We start from the raw sequence: 18,423 nt of genomic DNA, 5'->3' as shown, positions 1-18,423 counted from the left end.
ACGGAGGCGGTGGTGGTCTTCGCCACGAAGGCGTTCTGGCTGTTCCTGCCGGCGGTGCTGGTGCTGTACCACGCCGCCCGCGGCCGCGCGCCGAAGTACCGCGTCCTGCTCGCCGCCGGGTGGCTCTTTTACGCCTGGCTCAGCCCCCAGTACCTGTGGGTCATCCTTCTCTGCACTGCGATCGACTACGTCGCCGCCGTCCGCATCGAGGACGCCGCCACCGGTCGCGCCCGCCGGCGCTGGCTGTCCGCCAGCGTCGCGGCGAACCTCGGCCTGCTCGTCGCCTTCAAGTACACGGCGTTTATCTACGACAACGTGGTGTCACTCGGCGGCCCGCTCCCCGCCCGGGCGTGGGACATCCTGCTGCCGCTCGGGATCAGCTTCCACACGTTTCAGGGGATCGCGTACACCGTGGACGTGTACCGCGGCGCCGTCCGCGCCGTCCGCTCGCCGCTCGACTACGCCCTGTTCGTGTCGTTCTTCCCGCAACTCGCTGCCGGGCCGGTCGTGCGCGCCGCCGAGTTCCTGCCGCAGATGGCAACGCCGCCGGCGGTCACCGCCCGACACGCGGCGGACGGGCTCCACTTCCTGCTCCTGGGGCTGTTCAAGAAGTTGCTCATCGCCGACCAGCTGGACGCGCTGGTCGTGTCGCCGGTGTTCGCCGACCCGGCCGCGTTCGGCCCGGCGGAGCACCGCTGGGCGTGTCTGGCGTGGGCGACGCAGCTCTACTGCGACTTCAGCGGCTACTCCGACATCGCGGTCGGACTGGCGCTGTGGTTCGGGTTCACACTCCCTCTGAACTTCCGCTTCCCGTACCTGGCGACGAGCGTGCCCGACTTCTGGCGCCGCTGGCACGTGTCGCTGTCGGCGTGGCTGCGCGACTACCTGTACGTCCCGCTCGGCGGCGGCCGCGGGGGCGGACTCCGGGCGTACCGGAACGTCATGATCGTGTTCGTGGCCTGCGGGCTGTGGCACGGCGCGGCGTGGGCGTGGCTCGCTTTCGGGGTGTGGAACGGGCTGCTGGTGTGCGCCCACCGCGCCTGGGACCGCACCCTTACGGGCGTGCCGTGGGCCGATGCGGTTCGCGGCAGCCGGGCGTGGGCCTTCGTCGCGTGGGGGGTCACGCTGTGGCTGACGGTCGCGGGGATGGTGGTGGTGCGGATGCCGGACTGGGCGAGTGGTGAGCTTCTGCTGCGGTCGTGGTGCGCGTTCGGTGTGGTCGCCGACGGCGTGCCGGTCTGGGTGCCGGGGTTGGTGGCGCTGGTGGCGCTGGGGCACGGCTTCAGCGGGCTTCGCGGCGCGACGTGCCGGCTGCTCGACCTGCCCCCGGCGGTGCGCGCCACCTGCTACGTCGGCATCGTGGTACTGCTCGTCACCCTCGGCCCGGCGGCCGGGCGGCCGTTCATCTATTTCGTGTTTTGACCGCGTCCCCTTACGACGCCGCCGGCTGCGTCAGCTGGGCGAGCTGCCAGCGGGCCGCGGCAAGGAGTTCGTCGTCATTCACGTCCCACACAACCCCCGCTTCGGGCCCGCGGGCCACGGTCGCCAGGTTTGCCACCAACTGCCCCAGCCGAAGCGACGGCAGCGCCTGGCGAAGTTCCGCGAGAGCCTCGACCAACTCGTCGTGCGACGTCGGGTTCACGGCAACTTCTCCTGAACGGTCGGCAGGTGCCGGATGGGGTATGGTCGCACGCCGAGCAACTCCGCGGGGATCGGCACGCCGGGGCAGAGCTTGGCGGCACGCGTCGCCCGGGTCACGCCGTCGGCGATCAGCAACTCGCCGTCCGACCCGCGGTACACGTACACCGGCGGCATGCCGGCGAGTGACCGGCCGTGCCGGGCGATCTGTCACTGGAGCTTTCCCGGGTCGGCCCCGTCGATCCGCTCGCGCGGGAGCCGGAGCGGGCCGGGATCCACGTCAAAGAACACTCGGCCGGACATGCTTGATACTACCAGAAGTGACCACGCTGCGGGATGATCAACCATCCAGCAACAGCCGCACAGCGGCCAACAATTCGGCAGGAGTGTAAGGCTTCGGAAGCAGCGGCCCCGGCACCTCGGCCGCCGAGCCCGACGCGAACAGCACCCGCAGCCCCGGCCGCGCCGCCCGCAGGGCCGACGCCAACTCGCGGCCGTCCTGCTTCGGCAGGCCGACGTCCGTGACCAGCAGGTCGATCGGCCCGGCGTACAGCCGCGCCCGTTCCTCGCCGGCGACCCCGTCGTCGGCCTCCAGCACGCGATACCCGGCGTGCTGAAGCGCCGACGCGGCCAGGTCGCGGACGCGCGTCGCGTCCTGCACTAGCAGCACCGTCGCAGGCCGCGGCGGCGCCTCGGGTGCCGTCGGCGGCACGACCGCGGGCGGGTAGTCGGCCGGCGGGAAGAACACCCGCACACTCGTGCCCCACCCCGCCGCCGATTCCACCTCGATGTGCCCGCCGGCGGTCCGCACGATCTCCGCGACGGTCGCCAGGCCGACGCCGTTCCCGGCAGGCCCCTTCGTCGTGAAGTACGGGTCGAACATCCGCGCCCGCACCGCCTCCGTCATTCCCACGCCGGTGTCCGCTACCGTCAGTGCCACGTACCGCCCGGCGGGTAGGCCCTCGGGCCAGCCCTCGCGGGCGCGATCGACGACCGCCTCAGCAACGCGAAGCGTCACCGTGCCGTGGCGCGGGATGGCGTCGCGGGCGTTGGCGACGAGGTTGAGCACCACCTGCGCCAGCGAGCCGGCGCCGACCGGGATCGGCGGAACGCCGGGGGCGAGAAGCACGTCGAGTGTGATGTCCTCGCCCGTGAGCCGTCGCAGAAGCCGGTCCAGAACGCGGATCTCGTTGGCCGGGTCGGTGGGGCCCGAGCACGCCCCCGTCGGCTTGCCGAACGCCACCAACTGTCGGGCCACGAGTGCCGCCGACGCCACGTGCGCGACGATCTCGCCGGCCGTGTCGCGGAGCGGGTCGTCGGCCGGCAGCAGTTCGCGGAGCAGTTCGGCGTTCCCGGACACGACCGTCAGGCAATTGTTGAAGTCGTGGGCCACGCCGCTCACCAGTCGTCCCAGGGTGCCGAGCCGCGCCGTCGCCCGCAGCGCCTCTTCGGCAACCGCCAGCTTCGCCCGCAACTCGCGCTCGGTGGCCGTCTCCGTCAGTTCGGTTGTGCTCCCGTCCACGCGTATCGGTCGGCCGTCGGGGCGGAGCAGCAACCGGCCACGCGTCACGACGCGCCGCCCGCCGGCGGTGTGCTCGACGACGAACGACCCGGCGGCCGAGAGGCCGGCGAACGCGGCGCGGAGGCGGTCGGCGTCGTCGTCGGGGAGGGCGGAGAGCCAGCCGTCGGACTTGTCGAGGAAGAACTCGGCGGGGTGGCCGAACAGTCGCTCGACGGGGCCGCCGAGGAGGTACACGAGAGCCCCGTCGGGCGACACCGACCACACCACGTGGTCGAGCCCCGCGAGCACGGCGTCGGTCGTGACGACGGCGCGCGACGCGCCCGGAATCGGCGTCGGCGACGGCTCGCGCGGGGCCGGCCGGGGGATGACCGCGGGCGTGGGCAGGGCCGCGTTCAGCTTCGTGTCCGGCGGCAGCCCGCCGGGCGGCGCGGGGAGGAGTGCGGTCGGCGGCGGCCCCTCCGGGAGGACGAACGGCCCGCCCCTGGTCAGGAACTTGTCCAGCGCCCGCTGGAGGCGCTCGTCGGGGTGGGGCGTGTTCACGGCCGGGCCCCGCGGCGCTGGCGGGGCGGGGGCCGTGTCCATACGCTTGGCCCCGTCCCCTCTCCCCGCGAAAGGCCCGTCCGATGCGCTGCCTCGTACCCGCGCTCGCACTCGCTCTCGCCGCCGTGCCCGCCCCGGCGGCCGACGACTACACCCTCGGCCCCGACTCGGAATGGCAGCCGGGCGTGCCGAAGGGCTCCGTCACCGGCCCGCTGAAGTTGCCGAGCAAGGTGTTCGCCGGCACCGAGCGCGACTACTGGGTGTACGTGCCGGCCCAGTACCGGGAGGCGGAGCCGGCGTGCGTGATGGTCTTTCAGGACGGCGGTTCTTACGTGGCCGAGAAGGGCCAGTACCGGGTGCCGGTCGTGTTCGACAACCTCATCCATCGGAAGGAAATGCCCGTCACGGTGGCGGTGTTCGTGAACCCCGGCACGTTCCCGGCCGAGGGCGGCGGGAAGGGCCGCTCCAACCGGAGCTTCGAGTACGACACCCTTTCCGACCAGTATGCCGGCTTCCTGGAGAAAGAGCTTCTCCCGGAGGTGGGGAAAACCGTGAAGCTACGCCAGGACGCGGCCGGTCGTGCGATCTGCGGTATTAGTTCCGGCGGCATCTGCGCGTTCACCGCGGCGTGGGAACGGCCGGACCTTTTCTCGAAGGTGCTCAGCCACGTCGGCAGCTTCACCAACATCCGCGGGGGGGACGTGTACCCGGGCCTGATCCGCAAGACGGAGCGGAAGCCGATCCGGGTATTCCTGCAGGACGGGTCGGGCGACCTGGACAACCTGCACGGCCACTGGCCGCTCGCGAACCTGAGCATGGCCGCGGCACTGCGGCACATGAGCTACGACTACCGCCTGGTGTACGGCGACGGCGGGCACAACGGCCGCCACGGCGGCGTGATCCTGCCGGATAGCTTGAAGTGGCTGTGGCGGTGATTGGGACGGAGGGACGGGCAGTCAGAGCATTCTTCAGCTTTCTGTCCCTGAGTCCCTCTGTCCCACGGTCGGAGCTACACCCGGCCGAGGAGTTCGGCGACGAGGTTGTCGTGCGGGTAGCTGTGGCCGAGGTGCTGGCGGAAGCCCTCGGCGAAGGCGACGCCCGCGGCCGCCCCCTGCGTCGCGCCCCACGCCCTCATCGAGTCCACGAGGTTGTCGACGCCGTGGTGCTTCCGCAGCCACGCCCGCTGGCTTTCGTGGCACGCCAGCATCCGCCCCTTGTCGTCGATCACCGCCGACACGTCCACGCGGAACGCCGGCGCGATCGCGTTTCCGAAAGCGTCCACGCCCTCGAGCGGGTCGCAGTAGTAGAGGTGCGGGATGTGGTCGAGCGGCGGGTGGCGTTCGTCCGCGCCGGGGCGGTTGTGGAGGAAGTTGCCGATCGGCGCGGCGAACGTGGCGGCGCGGACCAACTTGCTCGTCTGCTCGTGGTCGAGGTGGTAATCGTCGGGGCTGTGCGTGAACACGACCCGCGGCCGCACCTTGTTCAGAAGCCGCACCACTTTCTCCAGCGCCGGCTCGTTGTAGATCACGCGCAGGTCGCGTTCCTCGAGGCAGTGGTACGCCGCGCCGATCGCGGCCGCCGCGGCCGCGCCCTCGCCGCGGCGGATGCGAGCGATTTCTTCCGGCGTGTGCTCGGCCGAGCCGCAGTCGCCGGGCGTCATGCTGGCGACGTGGACGGCCCAACCCTTCTCCTTGGCCAGGCGGATCAGGGTGCCGGCGCAGAGGAATTCGGCGTCGTCGGGGTGGGCGAGGATCGCGAGCGCGATGTCGGTCATGACGAGCGGTGACGAGGGGGGAAGGTGGGCAACGCCCACCCGTCGGGGCGGGTGGGCGTTGGACTGGGGGTCGGGTTACGGCTGGCCCGGAGTCGGCGTCGTGCCCGGACCGCTGGGCGGCGTGACCACCACGCCCTGACGGCCGAGTACGGTGTTGCGGATGTCCGGCCGGATCCACGGCGTGCCGCCGCGCCCGTCGGTCAGGGTCGTCGGCATCGTCCCGCCGAACACCGAAAAGAACTCGTCGGCGACACGGAGCTTCAGGTCGTACGACACCGGGATCGCCACCCTGGCACCCTGGAACGGCAGGACCGCCGACACGCCCTCGCGGAGCACCTCCAGCGCCTTGTCCTGCACCCGCCGGTCGTCCTGGGCCAGCAGCCGGAGGTAGTCCAACTCGAACTCGAACGTCTCCTCCTCGACGCGGTCGAACCGCTCGGGGCGGTGGTACGCCGGGTTCGCCAGCAACACGCTCTTCCACTGCTCCAGCCCGTCCTTGTACAGCCGGATGGCCTCCAGGCGGTTGCCGGCGCGGCGGGACTGGTCGGCCTCGAACAGAGTCTTGCGGGCGCGGACGGTGTCGGCCCGCGCCTCGGCCTGAGCGTTGGCGAGGTAGTACGGGAAGTTCGTCACCGTCCGGTTCTGGTGGTAGAAGAACAGCGCCGTCGTGGCGGCGTGGCGGCGGGCGAACGCCGGGTCCGCGGCCGCCTGATCGGGCGTGATCTCGGGTGGCAGTGGCACGAAGTCGGACGCCCCCAGTGGGATGCGGGCGTCTTCACGGTAGCGCGCGAGCCGGGCCGCGTCGAGGAGCTGGCCGTAGTTCTCGCCGTGCGTCCGCCACATCTGCGCCGCCTGCTCCCACGCCTCGCGGGACCAGTCCCGGCCGGTGCCGATGACCACCGTCCGCTTCCGCGGCCCGCCGGGGCTCGGCTCGGCGAACCACGCGCTCGACTCGTCGACCCGGCCGTCCACGTCCCAGCCGTCCTTGTCGAACCACCCGTCCTTCGTCAACATCTCGGCCTGGTACGACTGCGCCCGCGGCGGCCCCTGGCGGAAGATGATGAGCATCGGCAGCCGGGGCACCCGGTACTTGAACTGGTCGAACTCGCCCGGCCGCGGCGTCGACGCCGGCAGTGGGTTGTCGTTGGCGTCCTTCGGGTTCGGAGGGACCAGCGTGTTGGCGTAGGCGAACCACGCCCGCGCCGCCATGAAGCCGGTAAACGCCGGGTCGCGGGTCAGTTCGCCGGCGCTGGCCTCGTCGCGGCCCTCGTCGAACTTCGGCGGCAGGGCCGGGAACTGCCGCTCCGGGTCGGCCAGCTCGCCGCCGGCGTTGCGGAACCGGCTCGGCACCTTGTAGTTGGTCCGCAGGAAGTCCACCACGTCCGCCGGCGTGCGGGCGCGGAGCGTCTCGAAGCTCTTGTCCTTCCGGTCGCGGTCGCGCCGCTCCTCGCCGCGGAGCCGCCGCACCAGGAGCGGGTTCTTCTCGCAGAACGTCTGGAACCGCTTCAGGTCGACGCCGCCGTCCTTGTCCAGGAAGTCGGCCGGGTTCCGCTCGCCGGTCGGGATGTTGCTCAGGTCGTACAGGCAGCGGAGCGTCTGCACCTGGTCGGCGACGCCGAACTTGTTCTGGTAGTAGAAGCCGATCTGGTACCGCATGTCCGGCGACTTCTTGTTCCGCCGCTCGCCCTCCGACAGCAGCTCGATGCCGCGGGCGATGTAGAAGTACATGTCGCCCATCGACTGCATCTCGACGGACACGTTGTAGGCGATGTTCCAGCTCTGAAAGATCCACGGCGTGATGAAGTGCGGCTGGAGCGTGGTGACGGCCTTGACCGACTGCTCGAATTTGTGGAAGTCGTTCCGCTTCTGCTGGTCGATGGCGTTGTACCATAGCGCCGTCATCGCGAACCCGCGGGAACCGGTGAGGAGCAGCCGGGCGACGGTGCCGAGGATTTCGGGGTCGCCCTGCTCCAGTTCGCGGAGCTCGTGCCGGGTGGCCTGGTACTTGATGGTGCGTTCGGCCAGAGCGGTGGCGAACCCGACCTTGCCGGCGAGCGGGATGTCGAGGGTGCCGCGCCAGTACATGCTGACGGTGAAAAGCCCGAGGATGACCCCGAGGTACCACAGCTTGCGGCGGACGGCGGCCTTCTGGAGCGGGTTCATTGCAGAGTTTCGAGTTTCGAGTTTGGAGTTTCGAGTTCGGCGCCTCGTGCTCCGTGCGGCGGCAAGTGCCACCACTCGAAACTCGAAACTCCAAGCTCGAAACTCGAAATCAGTTCGCCACTTCCCGCGACTTCATCAGGAAGTACCCGAGCACGAACCACGGCAACAAGTAGCCCGCGGTCACCAGCAGGTTCACCAGCAGGTACTCGGAGTTGACGTTGAACCCCTCGGACACGAAGTCCGTCCACACGAACGATTCCACGTCCGGGATCATGTTCTGGATGCGCCTCACCACCCACGCCCAGCCCTTGTCCATGACCTGGAGCGCCTTGCCGCCCGCCGTGTCCGACGACGGTGCGGTCGGCGTCTCGGCCTTCACGAGCCGGGAAATCGACTCGAACGGCCCGCCGCCGATGTTGCGGTTCAGCGCCAGGTCGGACAGGTGCTCCGTGGCGTACCCGGTCAGGAAGATCAGCCCCGTCACCAGCAGGCTGAGGACGCCGCTCTGGTACGTGCTGCACACCACGGCCAGCGCCACCACAATGCACAGCCGGCACCACAGCCCGACCATGCCCTTGATGAAGTTCAGGGTGAACGGCTGGCTCCCCTCCAACAGGTAGAGGTCGGGTTGGGCCATGCCGAGGAGTTGCCCGCGGCTCTCGCACTTCACCTGCACCGAGACGCGCGGGCCGGGCACCTGCTTGCCGGTGGGGTCCGTCACCGGCGGCGGGTTGCCCTGCTGCGCGTTGCGGAACAGGCCGGCGGGGATGTCCACGTAACCCACGGCGTAGTCGAACGCCTCGCGGTTGCGAATTTCGTAGAAGCCGTACTTCTCGGCCAGTTCGTTGGCGGCCTTCCAGCCGTCGGTGTCCGGGGGGGCGCCCTCGGGGTTACGGCCGGCCTTCCGCATGGCGTCCAGGTCAGCCTTGTACCGGGCGAAGGCGTCCTTGTCGGCCCACTCCCACTCGCCGCTGTTGTCCTTCGGCGGGACCTGGGGGCAGGCGTGCGTCACCACCCGGAAGGTGGCGAACACGCCCTTGTTCTCCTCGCCCTTGGTCAGCTTGAACACGTCGAACGTGAACTCGCACCGGACCGCGTCCTTGGCCGCCCGCGGCAGCGCCCCCGGCACGTCGCCGAACTCCCAGATGCCGCGCTGGGGCGAGAGGGGGTCGCCGGCGATGTACTTGCGGTACTCGAACTCCCGGCCGACGTTCGTCCCCTCGAAGTCGAGCTTCTTGCTCCCGAACTTGAGCGCCCCGCGGACCGGCACGCGGGCCGTCGCCGTCTCGGCCTCGGCCTTCGGGTCGATCGTCGCCGTGTTCAGCATCAGCAGGCTGAACGCCGTCAGTGCCGCCATCGCCAGCGTCATCAGGGCCGTGTAGCCGACGAACCGCCCGAGCACGATCTCGAACCGCTCGACCGGCTTGGTCACGACGGTGTGGATGGTCTGGTTCTTGATGTCGTTGGGGATGCTGAACGCGGCCAGCAGGGCCGCCGTGAAGAGCACCAGCCCGGTGATGGCGAAGATCGACGCGGTGACCAGGATGCGGAACTCGTCGGACGGGCGGACGGTGGCCATCCACACGTTGCGGAACAGGAAGAACGGCAGGATCAGGAGCCCGAGCCACAGCAGTTTCGACCGCACCGCCTCCTTGAACCCGAGCTTCGACAGCGCCCAGATGCGCCGCGAGCGGAGCTTGAGCAGGTCGCGGACGAACGGCTGGCCGAGGCCGACGATGGCGAACATGCCGCCGACCATCAGCAGCATCGGCTGTAACTGCCAGTGCCAGACCGGCGGCGGGAGGATGACGGCGCTTCCCGGCGGCGGCGGCGGCGGCTCGGGAACGGCGCCGCGGTTGCCCGGCAGCAGCATCAGGGCGAACACGCCGGCGTAGCAGATCGCGGCCATGAGGCCGGCGATGAGCATCCACGACGTGACCGGCACGCGCAGCTTCTCGGACTGCGACAGCTGCGTCGGCACCGAGCGGGCGTAGAGCAGGTACAGGACGAGGCCGACGGCGGCGAACCCGCCGGCGTCCTGGAGCCACGCCTGGACGAGGCCCGGCACCTGCGAGTACCCGAACGGCTCGCCGCGGTCGAGCTGGAGGATGCCGAAGAGGGCCGGCGACGTCACGGGAGCGACCTCGGGGACGGTGGGCGGTGGGCGGGTTCCTTACTTCGCCGCCTCGGCCGGCGGCAGGTAGCGGCGGCCCGGCCGGGCCTTCGACTCCTCGACGATCTTCAGGAACAGTTCTTCGAGCGTCGTCGTCGGGTGGCCCATGGCTTCCATCGTGCCGCCGTGCTTGCGGAACAGCGCCTCCAGGTCGGCCTTGAGCTCCGGCGTCTCGCGGACGGACGTGGCCCGCACCTGGATGCGGTTCTGGTCCTCGACCAACTTCGACACCGCGCCGAGCTCCTGCAGGTCGCCGTTGTACAGGATGGCGATGCGGTCGCAGACGTCCTGCACGTCGTCGAGCCGGTGGCTGCACATCAGCACCGTCTTACCCTGCTTGCGGAGCTCGAGGATCAGGTCCTTCATCCACCGGGTGCCGAGCGGGTCGAGGCCGCTGGTCGGCTCGTCCAGGATGACGAGTTCGGGGTCGTTGATGAGCGCCTGGGCCAGGCCGATGCGCTGCCGCATGCCCTTGGAGTATTCCTTCAGGATGCGCTTCTTGTCGGCGGAGAGGCCGACCATGTCGATGAGCTTGGCGGCCCGCTCGCGGCGCACCGTGGCGGGCATGTCGAACAGCCGGCCGTAGAAGTCGAGCGTTTCCTCGGCGTTGAGGAAGCGGTAGAGGTACGATTCCTCGGGGAGGTAGCCGATCCGCTCGTTCTTCTCGACCTTGGCCGCCGGCTCGCCGAAGACGAAGGCGTCGCCGGCGGTGGGGAACAGGAGGCCGAGCAGCAGCTTGATCGTGGTCGTTTTCCCGGACCCGTTGGGGCCGAGGAGGCCGAAGATTTCGCCCTTGTGGATGCTGAGGTCGAGGGCGTTGAGGGCGGTCTTCTTCTTGCGGCCCCAGAAGTCCCGGTAAACCTTGGTGAGGCTCCGGGTTTCGACGACGAGGGTCTGCGACATCGGGAGGGCTCCGGACCGCACGCGCGGGCTACAAATTGATATACGGGCGCCGGCGGCGGGTGGTTCGCGCCGGGCGGGTTACGTCAGAAAAGGCTGCCACGCACCGTTGCCGGCGAGCACCTCGTTCGGCCGGAACCGCGCCTTGTACTCCAGCGACCGGCACCCCTCGACGTAGTAGCCCAGATAGACGTGCTCGTACCCCAGTTCCGCGGCGCGGCCCAGGATCGACAGCACGTTGAACGTCCCCGGCGACCGGTCGCGCTCGTCCGGGTCGTAGAAGAAGTAGATCGCCGACAGTGCCCCCGGCAGGTGATCGACGTACCCGACGCCGGTCAGCCGCCGGCCGCGGAAGTACCGCCACTCCTCGGTCGGGAACGGATTCACCGTGAACGACTCGGCGTACTCCAGCGCGTCCTTCGGGCCGTGCCCGGGCCACCCCTTGCTCTCGGACTGAAAGACGTGGAACCGGTCGTACAGCGCAAGCTTCGCGGGCGTCACCTTCGGCGCGTCGATGACGAGGCGGGTGTCGGCGTTCGCGGCCGCGGCGCGGCGCTGGCTGCGGTCGGGTTTGAACGTAGCGACGGGTACGCGGAGCGACTGGCAGGCGGTGCAACCGGCGCAAACGGGGCGGAAAAACTGGTGCCCGAAGCGGCGCCAGCCGGCGGCCATGCGGGCGGCGTAGTCAGCCGCGTCGGCCGCGGCCACGACCTCGTAGTCGAGCGTCGCCGCGCGGTCCGGCAGGTACGCGCACGGGTACGGCGGCGTCGTGAACGTCAGCAACGAGACCATGCACGCCCCGGCTGGCTACTCCACGAACTCGACCGCCACCGGCGCCGGGATGACGCCCGCCCGGTGGGCCTCGTCCAGCAGCTTACGGATCGCCGCCCGGCCGCGGTCGCCGTAGTCCAGCGTCCAGTCGTTCACGTACATGCCGACGAACTTGTCAGCCAGGTCGATGTCCATGTCCCGCGCGTATTGTAGCGCGTGGGTCAGTGCCTCGCGGCGGTGGTCGAGGCCGTACTGGATGCTCTGCTTCAGCAGCCGGCTCACCTCGCTCATCAGCGGGGCGCCCAAATCCTTGCGGATCACGTTCCCGCCCAGCGGCAGCGGCAGGCCGGTGCGGTCCTGCCACCACACGCCCAGGTCCACCGCCAGGTGCAGCCCCTGGTTCTGGAACGTCAGCTGCCCCTCGTGGATGATGAGGCCCGCCTCGTACTTCCCGGCCGCGAGCGCGGGGATGATCTCGTCGAACGGGATCACCTCGTACTTCAGCTGGTCCTTCGCGCCGATCGACTCGAACAGCAGCTTCAACGTCAGGAACGCCGTAGTCAGCGTGCCCGGCACCGCGATCGTGACACCGGGCAGGTCTTCGACCGTCATCGGCTCGCGCGTCACGACCATCGGGCCATACTTGTCGCCCATGCTGCACCCGCTCGGCAGCAGAGCGTACTTTTCCAACAGGAAGCTGTAGGCGTGGATGCTCACGGCCGTGACTTCGAGCTCGCCCCTGAGCGCCCGCCGGTTCAGCGTCTCGATGTCCTGCAACTCGTGCGTGAAGCGGAGGTTCCCCGTGGGAATCTTGTCGTTGGCGAGCGCGTGGAACATGAACGCGTCGTCGGGGTCCGGGCTGTGGCCGACGCGGATGAGTTGGGTGGTCATGGGTGGTCCAGGTAGCCCGGCGGGGCGGCGGCCGGGTCGCCGGCGTAGGCGACCACTCCGCGGTCGAGCACGACCAGCGTGTCGGCCACCCGCCGCAGCGCGGGGATGTCGTGGGTGACGATCACCATCGTGGTTTGCAGCTGTTCGTCGTCGGCCAGGTCGTCGATGACGCGCATGACCTCGGCGGCCATGCGGGGGTCGAGGGCGCTGGTCGGTTCGTCGAACAGGATCGCCGCCGGATTAACCGCCAGTGCGCGGGCGATCGCAACACGCTGCTGCTGCCCGCCGGACAGCTGCGCCGGCTTCGCCGCCGCCTTGTCGGCCAGCCCGACGCGGTCGAGCAGCCTCTTGGCGGTAGCTTCGGCTTCCGCCGCCGGCTTGCCGAGGGCGTGGACGGGGCCGCTCATCACGTTCCCGAGCACGGTCATGTGCGGGAACAGGTTGAACGACTGGAACACCATGCCGACGCGCCGCCGCAGCTCGACGAGCGTCGCCTTCGGGGGCGTGCCGCCGCCGACGAGCCGCACGCCGCCGACCGCGACTTCGCCGGCCTGGAAGGGTTCGAGCCCGTTGACGCATCGGAGAAGCGTGCTCTTGCCACTCCCCGACGGGCCGACGACGCCCGTGACCTTGCCGCGCGGGAACTCGACCGACAGCCCGTTCAGGATGCGGTGCCCGGTGTGCTCCTTGACCAGGTTCGTGACGCGGATCATCGCGCGCCCCCGGTCGCGGTCCGGCGTTCCAGCCAGTTCGCCAGCACGGCCATGGGGTAGCTCATCAGCAGGTACAGCAGCCCGACCGCGAGCGCCAGCTCCAGCACGAGGCTCGGGTAAATCTTGTACTGGTAGTACAGCCCGGTCAGTTCCACGATCATGATCGTCGAGCACACCGCCGTGTCCTTGAACAGGGCAATGAAGTCGTTCGTTACCGGCGGGATCACGATGCGGAACGCCTGCGGCAGCACGACGCGGCGGATGGCCACGCCCGGCGTCATGCCGAGCGCCAGTGCCGCTTCCAACTGACCGCGCGGGACGGCGAGCAGTCCGGCACGGTAGTTCTCGGCCTCGGCCGCGGAGTAGTTCACGGCGAGCGTCAGGATCGCGGCCACGTACTTGTTCAGCGACAGCCACTCCTTCAGCGTCTCCGAACCGAGCAGCACGCCGAGCTGCGGCAACAGGTAGAACACGACGAACAGCTGTAGCAGCAGCGGCGTCCCGCGCAGCACCTCGACGTACACCGCCAGCGGCGCCCGCACCAGCCACGGGCCGTACACCCGGCCGAGCGCCACCAGCACGCCCAGAAGCATCGCCAGCGGGAACGACGCGAACGCGAGCAGCAGCGTCCGCCCGGCCGCCCACGCCAGCTTGTCGAGGACGCCGCGGAACGTCGGCGCCACCGGCGGCTCGCCGCCCTCGGCCGCGTCCAGCTCGTTGGTCACGTCGGGCCACGGCTGTTCCGCCAGGTAGCTGAGCCGCTGCTGGGCCGCGTTCCACAGCTTGTACTTCTGGTACAACTCCCGCAGCTTCCCGGACCGGATACCCTTGCGGATCGCCTCGTTCAGCCGCTCCCGAAGCGCGTCGTCGCCGGGCTTGGTGAGGATGACGTAGTACCCGGCCCCGGCCGGCTCGTCGACCACCTTCAGCTCAGGGTAGCGGCCTTCGAGCACGTAGTAGGTCGCGGCCGGGGCGTCCTGCACCGTCGCCGTTACACGGCCCTCTTTGACCAGGTCGAACATCTCCGTCACCGTCTCGCTCGACTCCAGCTTCACGGCGTCGCCGAACCGCTGTTGCAGGTAGCGCTCGGACGCCGACCCGCGGAGCACGCCGACGGTCATCGGCTCCTTCTGGCGGCCGAGGTCGGCCCACGACGCGACCGTCGTGTTGGTGACGGGAACGATCAGGCGAAGGGAGTAGACGAAGTAGGGGACGGTGGTCGGCGTGTCGGCGTGGCGCTCGGCACTGAACTCGTAGCCGTTCAGGACAATATCGAGGTCGGTGCCGCGCTTCAGCAACTCCGGGAGGTTGTCCCACTGGTTCTGGACGAAGACGGGTTCGCGGCCGAGTTCCTTGCCGAGGAAGTCGGCGAACTCGACCTCGAAGCCGACGAGCTGGCCGGCGGCGTCCTCGAAGATGTAAGGGGCGCCGCCGTTCTTGTCGCCGCCCCAGCGGAGCGGCGGAGCCTGGGCCGCGGCGGGGTCGGCGGCGAGCGCGCACACGACGACGGCGAGCAACCCGCGGGTCACGGCGTTCTCCGGAAGCGTCCGCGAAAGTGTACGAGGGTGGTGGCGAAAGCCCACCCGGTTCGACGGCGCGCCTGGGGCAGCCTCCGGGCTGATGCCCTGGCTGCGATTCAGCGGTTGAAGGCCCCGGCTCAGGTGGTGCTCTGCCGAACGTCGCTCGTTGTTCCAGATTTCCGCCGCGACTCAGTTGACATCCCGAAAGGGGAGGTTAGAGAACATTCGTTCACCATTTCGTCCCCTAACCCCCGGGTACCGTCATGACCGCTGCCCCCGACATCGCCGCGCTCGCCGCCGCCGCCCGCGGCGTCGCCCCCGCGAGGGCAGGGGACGCGGTTACGGACGCCTTCCTGGACGCCATTCACGCTCTCCGTCGAGTGCTCGGCAGCGACAATCCGCGGTTCGTGCTCCGCGCCGCGGAAGTGCTCGCGCGGGTGTGGATGGCCCGCCGCCGCCACCGGGCCGCGCTCCGCAAGCTGCGGGCGTCCGGAGCTCACGCCAAACCTCTCGCCCGCACGACGCAACCTCCAACCCTGCCAATCGCTTCCGCCGAATTGACGCCCCGCCCGACTTCGGCCGCCACCTCAATCACTCCAACGGCGATGCCATTTCCGATCTCGCGGGCGGCGCCCGGATCGGCCGTGTTCTATGAACCCAACAACCCGTACTCCGTGCGGACCTGCGTTCCCGCCGGGCCGCCTTGTGGAGCCGACGACCATGCGTGCCACCCGCCGAACGACCCGCCGCCGGGGCACCGTCCTGCCGATGATCGGCATCTGCCTGATCGCCATCTTCTCCTTCGTCGCCCTGGCGGTGGATCTGGGGATGCTGGCCGTCGCCCGGACTCAGTGCCAGAACGCCGCCGACGTGGCGGCACTGGTGGGCTGCCGGACGCTCGACAACAAGCAGCCGGAAAACCCGAGCTACGACAACAACCGCCCGGCCGCAGTTCAGGCGGCGAAGGACGCTGCCAACGGCAGCCCGCTCATGTCGACGTCGTTGTCGAAGGCCACGACACCGGCCCCGGTGACGTCCATTCGGGTCGGGACGTACGAGTACAACACGACGACGCAGACGTTCGAGGTGTCGTACCCGACGACGCCGCCGGCTGGTCGATCGTGGACGGCCGTCGAGGTGTCGGTGTCGCTGGATCAGCCGACGTACTTCGCCCGGCTGTGGGGCGTGAACAGCATGCCGGGCGGGGCGCGGGCGGTGGCCGTGTACCGGCCGCGGGACGTGGCGTTCGTGCTCGACATGACCGGGTCGATGGCGTTCAGCAGCACGTTCAACTACAGCGGGAAGCACCTGAACGCGGACCCGCTGGCCCCGGCCTTCGGGCACTACGTCAGCGTCCAGAGCTCGCTGATCGCGGCGGCCAACGAGACGAACGCCAGCGGCGAGGCGATCTCGCGGAACAACTACACCATGACGACGCCGGGCGGCCCGCCGATCGTCCGGGACTACTACTTCAACCCGGCGAACGCGGGCGACCCGAGCGAGGAGACGACGCTGCCGGCGGACCGGTCGCTGCTGAAGCCGGCGTTCCATGCGTGGAGTCCGGCGGAGACGGCCGGCAACCCGTCCTCCTACGTCAGCCAGACCTACGACTTCAGCGGGTACAACGCCTTCAGTGCCCGCGACGCCGCCAACCCGACGGGCCCGACGCCGGCGCCCGACAACTTCAAGTCGATGACCGACTCGGGGGCGATCACGTACGTGGGCGACCGGTGGCGGCGGGCCGACGGGTCGATCAACAAGACGAACACGAGTTGGGCGACCGGCGCGGCGACCACCCGGGCGGCGGGTACGGCGCTCGAGTTGCTGGGCTACACCGTCAGCTCTGGCACGGTCCGGACCTCCGGCGGTACGAACATCATCGCCGAGGCACGGTTCCGCGACCCGGTGTGGGAGGCGTACGGTTACGACCTGGACATCGTGAAGTACCGGGCGGACCGAGGGACGGGCAACCCGCTGCTGCCCAAAGTCGCGGGCGGGACGTACGACGCGACGACGACGCTGGTGCCGACGGCCGACCGGTACCAAGGCTACTCGATGGGGCCGGGGTATTGGGGCAAGACGTTCTTCATCTGGCCGCCCGACCCGCGGGCACCGGTGGGTAACCCCGGCGACGCCGGCTACCAGGCGGGCGACTGGCGCCGCCGGTACTTTGCCAAGATGGGCACAGTGACGGCCGCCGTGGCCAGCGGTAACACCACGGTCAACTACGGGGCGGTCGGCACGTTCGACCCGCAGACTGACGCCAACCCCTACAACGGGAGCGGGTCGGGCAGCTACGAGAGTATTAACGAGGTGCTCTTCAACACCGGCAGCGGGATGACGCTGAAGGCCGCGACCGGCAACCAGTCGATCCCCATCACCTCGGGTGGAAGTGGCAACACAACGCAGACGGTAGACAGCTACCGGATCGATTACGCCCAAATCCTGCGGTGGATCAAGAGCGGCCCGCAGGCGCTGCCGCCGAACCTCCGGGCCGGGCGGGTGCTGTACTACTCGTCCATCCCCAACGACGTGGACACGGCCACGGGCACGACCCAGCAGAAGCTCGATAAGCGGTTCTGGAAGGAGTACATCGACTACGTGCTGGGGTACCGGTACACGTCGAGTACGAACCTGGCCGGGAACGCCGACAGTTGGTCGAGCGCCGCCCGCTCGATGACCACCGGCGACCTGACGGCGTGGACCGGGCCGACCGGCACCTGGGCGAGCCAGCGGCCGTACATGCGCTACAACGACAGCCCGAACCGGCCGCGGATGCACTTCTGGTTCGGCCCGCTGAGCATGATGGACTTCATCGGCAACGCGGGCGGCACGAGCGGCGGCAACTGGAACCCCGGCACCTGCCGCGAGGCCCAGTGCTGGCAGCTCAAGGCGGGTATGAACTCGGTGCTGGACGACATCCGCAACAACCACCCGAACGACGCCGTGGGCATGACCATGTTCTCGTACAGTTCCGCAGGGGCGTACAAGTTGCCGCGGGTGCCGACGGGCCAGAACTTCACCGCGCTGAAGAACGCCCTGTTCTTCCCACGGACGCTCCTCACGCAGATCAACGCCGGCGACGCCACCGCGGAGATGCGGCCGTACACCCAATCCTACACGTCCGTGGGGATCGACGTGGTCCCGAACTCGAACGGCAGCACCGACCCGAACACGGGGCTGATGGTGGCGTACAACCTGCTCAGCTCCTCGTCCTCCCTGCCGGCCGAGTACGGCACGATCCGCGGCCGGCGCGGGGCGAGCAAGATCGTGATCTTCGAGACGGACGGCGTGCCGAACTCGTACAGCAGTGGGACGCTCAACACCGCGGGGTACAACTCCTACTACTCGAACTTGGCCAACGGCGGGAGCCCTGGCAACGGCACCGAACCGTCGATGAGTTCGGCGGTCAACGTCGTGAAGCAGATCGTCAAGCCGCTGGCCACAACTGCGAGCGGGGACAGCGGGCACAGCCTCAGCAACGCCCCGGCCCGGGTCTATCCGATCGGCTTCGGGGACCTGTTCGACACGACTCTGGCCCCGAGTGCGACGTTCCGCACGACGGCCCACCAGTTCCTTTCGAACGTCGGCGTCGCGGGTGGCACCCTGCCGAGCGGCACGACCACCCTGCCGAGCTACCTGGTCATTACCGGCACCTACCAGAACCGGATCGATACTCTGAAGTCCTGCATGGAACGCATCTTCCAGAGCGGCGTGTCGGTGGCACTGATCGAGTAGTGCGAGTGCGTGGAGCGTTGCGGCGAGCCCGGGGACGACTCTCCCCGGGCTTTCCCGTTTCTGGGGCGTGCCCGGTTCCG

14 protein-coding genes are annotated in these 18,423 nt (G+C 69.5%); 3 read left to right on the top strand and 11 right to left on the bottom strand.

Going from position 1 to position 18,423, the window contains the following annotated elements:
• Positions 1 to 12 precede the first annotated feature (12 nt).
• Positions 13 to 1,422 carry an MBOAT family O-acyltransferase gene (locus ETAA1_RS19845; RefSeq protein ID WP_202920276.1) on the top strand — a complete coding sequence of 470 codons (1,410 nt, stop codon included), beginning with the start codon at positions 13 to 15 and terminating at the stop codon, positions 1,420 to 1,422.
• Positions 1,423 to 1,432: 10 nt separating this feature from the next.
• Here the strand turns inward: ETAA1_RS19845 and ETAA1_RS19840 are convergent, their stop codons facing one another.
• From ETAA1_RS19840 to ETAA1_RS19835, 3 genes are all read right to left on the bottom strand, one after another.
• On the bottom strand, positions 1,433 to 1,642 hold the full coding sequence (locus ETAA1_RS19840; RefSeq protein WP_145241509.1) for a hypothetical protein: 210 nt from the start codon (positions 1,640 to 1,642) through the stop codon (positions 1,433 to 1,435).
• Positions 1,639 to 1,815, bottom strand: coding sequence for a hypothetical protein (locus tag ETAA1_RS32205; protein ID WP_202920275.1), 177 nt, complete (start codon positions 1,813 to 1,815; stop codon positions 1,639 to 1,641). Before ETAA1_RS32205 ends, ETAA1_RS19840 begins: the two co-directional genes overlap by 4 nt.
• A 163-nt stretch (positions 1,816 to 1,978) precedes the next feature.
• Positions 1,979 to 3,700, bottom strand: coding sequence for a PAS domain-containing hybrid sensor histidine kinase/response regulator (locus tag ETAA1_RS19835; protein ID WP_145241507.1), 1,722 nt, complete (start codon positions 3,698 to 3,700; stop codon positions 1,979 to 1,981).
• Between the two features lie 83 nt (positions 3,701 to 3,783).
• Between ETAA1_RS19835 and ETAA1_RS19830 the strand changes: the two genes are divergently transcribed.
• Positions 3,784 to 4,635: an alpha/beta hydrolase gene (locus tag ETAA1_RS19830; RefSeq protein ID WP_145241505.1), complete on the top strand. Its 852-nt coding sequence runs from the start codon at positions 3,784 to 3,786 to the stop codon at positions 4,633 to 4,635.
• A 74-nt stretch (positions 4,636 to 4,709) separates the two neighbouring features.
• Here the strand turns inward: ETAA1_RS19830 and ETAA1_RS19825 are convergent, their stop codons facing one another.
• From ETAA1_RS19825 to ETAA1_RS19790, 8 genes are all read right to left on the bottom strand, one after another.
• Entirely contained in the window at positions 4,710 to 5,474 is a 765-nt protein-coding gene (locus ETAA1_RS19825; RefSeq protein ID WP_145241503.1) for a PIG-L deacetylase family protein, read from the bottom strand.
• 75 nt (positions 5,475 to 5,549) lie between these two features.
• Positions 5,550 to 7,637 carry a hypothetical protein gene (locus tag ETAA1_RS19820; protein WP_145241501.1) on the bottom strand — a complete coding sequence of 696 codons (2,088 nt, stop codon included), beginning with the start codon at positions 7,635 to 7,637 and terminating at the stop codon, positions 5,550 to 5,552.
• 109 nt (positions 7,638 to 7,746) lie between these two features.
• Complete coding sequence (locus tag ETAA1_RS19815; protein WP_145241499.1) at positions 7,747 to 9,771, bottom strand: ABC transporter permease; 2,025 nt, start codon at positions 9,769 to 9,771, stop codon at positions 7,747 to 7,749.
• A gap of 39 nt (positions 9,772 to 9,810) precedes the next feature.
• The gene (locus ETAA1_RS19810) at positions 9,811 to 10,713 is read right to left on the bottom strand and encodes an ABC transporter ATP-binding protein (RefSeq protein WP_145241497.1); all 903 of its coding nucleotides are present in this window, start codon (positions 10,711 to 10,713) and stop codon (positions 9,811 to 9,813) included.
• 78 nt (positions 10,714 to 10,791) lie between these two features.
• Positions 10,792 to 11,502: an arginyltransferase gene (locus ETAA1_RS19805; protein WP_145241495.1), complete on the bottom strand. Its 711-nt coding sequence runs from the start codon at positions 11,500 to 11,502 to the stop codon at positions 10,792 to 10,794.
• Between the two features lie 15 nt (positions 11,503 to 11,517).
• Positions 11,518 to 12,372, bottom strand: a complete 855-nt coding sequence (locus ETAA1_RS19800; RefSeq protein ID WP_145241493.1) for a menaquinone biosynthesis family protein — start codon at positions 12,370 to 12,372, stop codon at positions 11,518 to 11,520.
• Complete coding sequence (locus tag ETAA1_RS19795) at positions 12,369 to 13,085, bottom strand: amino acid ABC transporter ATP-binding protein (RefSeq protein ID WP_145241491.1); 717 nt, start codon at positions 13,083 to 13,085, stop codon at positions 12,369 to 12,371. The genes ETAA1_RS19800 and ETAA1_RS19795 overlap by 4 nt, the downstream gene beginning before the upstream one ends.
• On the bottom strand, positions 13,082 to 14,614 hold the full coding sequence (locus tag ETAA1_RS19790; protein WP_145241489.1) for an ABC transporter substrate-binding protein/permease: 1,533 nt from the start codon (positions 14,612 to 14,614) through the stop codon (positions 13,082 to 13,084). Before ETAA1_RS19790 ends, ETAA1_RS19795 begins: the two co-directional genes overlap by 4 nt.
• A gap of 711 nt (positions 14,615 to 15,325) precedes the next feature.
• Between ETAA1_RS19790 and ETAA1_RS19785 the strand changes: the two genes are divergently transcribed.
• Positions 15,326 to 18,343 (top strand): Tad domain-containing protein, encoded by a 3,018-nt coding sequence (locus ETAA1_RS19785; RefSeq protein ID WP_202920274.1) that lies wholly within the window; start codon positions 15,326 to 15,328, stop codon positions 18,341 to 18,343.
• Positions 18,344 to 18,423 lie beyond the last annotated feature (80 nt).

It is taken from the genome of Urbifossiella limnaea (assembly GCF_007747215.1).
Classification (GTDB): Bacteria; Planctomycetota; Planctomycetia; order Gemmatales; family Gemmataceae; genus Urbifossiella; species Urbifossiella limnaea.
This window is presented reverse-complemented; position numbering and strand designations above follow the sequence as displayed.

Excerpts from the sequence above, each read along its gene's own strand:
- ETAA1_RS32205 (WP_202920275.1), bottom strand. The coding sequence starts at position 1,815 with ATGCCGCCGGTGTACGTGTACCGCGGGTCGGACGGCGAGTTGCTGATC.
- ETAA1_RS19830 (WP_145241505.1), top strand. The coding sequence starts at position 3,784 with ATGCGCTGCCTCGTACCCGCGCTCGCACTCGCTCTCGCCGCCGTGCCC.
- ETAA1_RS19825 (WP_145241503.1), bottom strand. The coding sequence starts at position 5,474 with ATGACCGACATCGCGCTCGCGATCCTCGCCCACCCCGACGACGCCGAA.
- ETAA1_RS19820 (WP_145241501.1), bottom strand. The coding sequence starts at position 7,637 with ATGAACCCGCTCCAGAAGGCCGCCGTCCGCCGCAAGCTGTGGTACCTC.
- ETAA1_RS19810 (WP_145241497.1), bottom strand. The coding sequence starts at position 10,713 with ATGTCGCAGACCCTCGTCGTCGAAACCCGGAGCCTCACCAAGGTTTAC.
- ETAA1_RS19805 (WP_145241495.1), bottom strand. The coding sequence starts at position 11,502 with ATGGTCTCGTTGCTGACGTTCACGACGCCGCCGTACCCGTGCGCGTAC.
- ETAA1_RS19800 (WP_145241493.1), bottom strand. The coding sequence starts at position 12,372 with ATGACCACCCAACTCATCCGCGTCGGCCACAGCCCGGACCCCGACGAC.
- ETAA1_RS19795 (WP_145241491.1), bottom strand. The coding sequence starts at position 13,085 with ATGATCCGCGTCACGAACCTGGTCAAGGAGCACACCGGGCACCGCATC.
- ETAA1_RS19785 (WP_202920274.1), top strand. The coding sequence starts at position 15,326 with ATGCGTGCCACCCGCCGAACGACCCGCCGCCGGGGCACCGTCCTGCCG.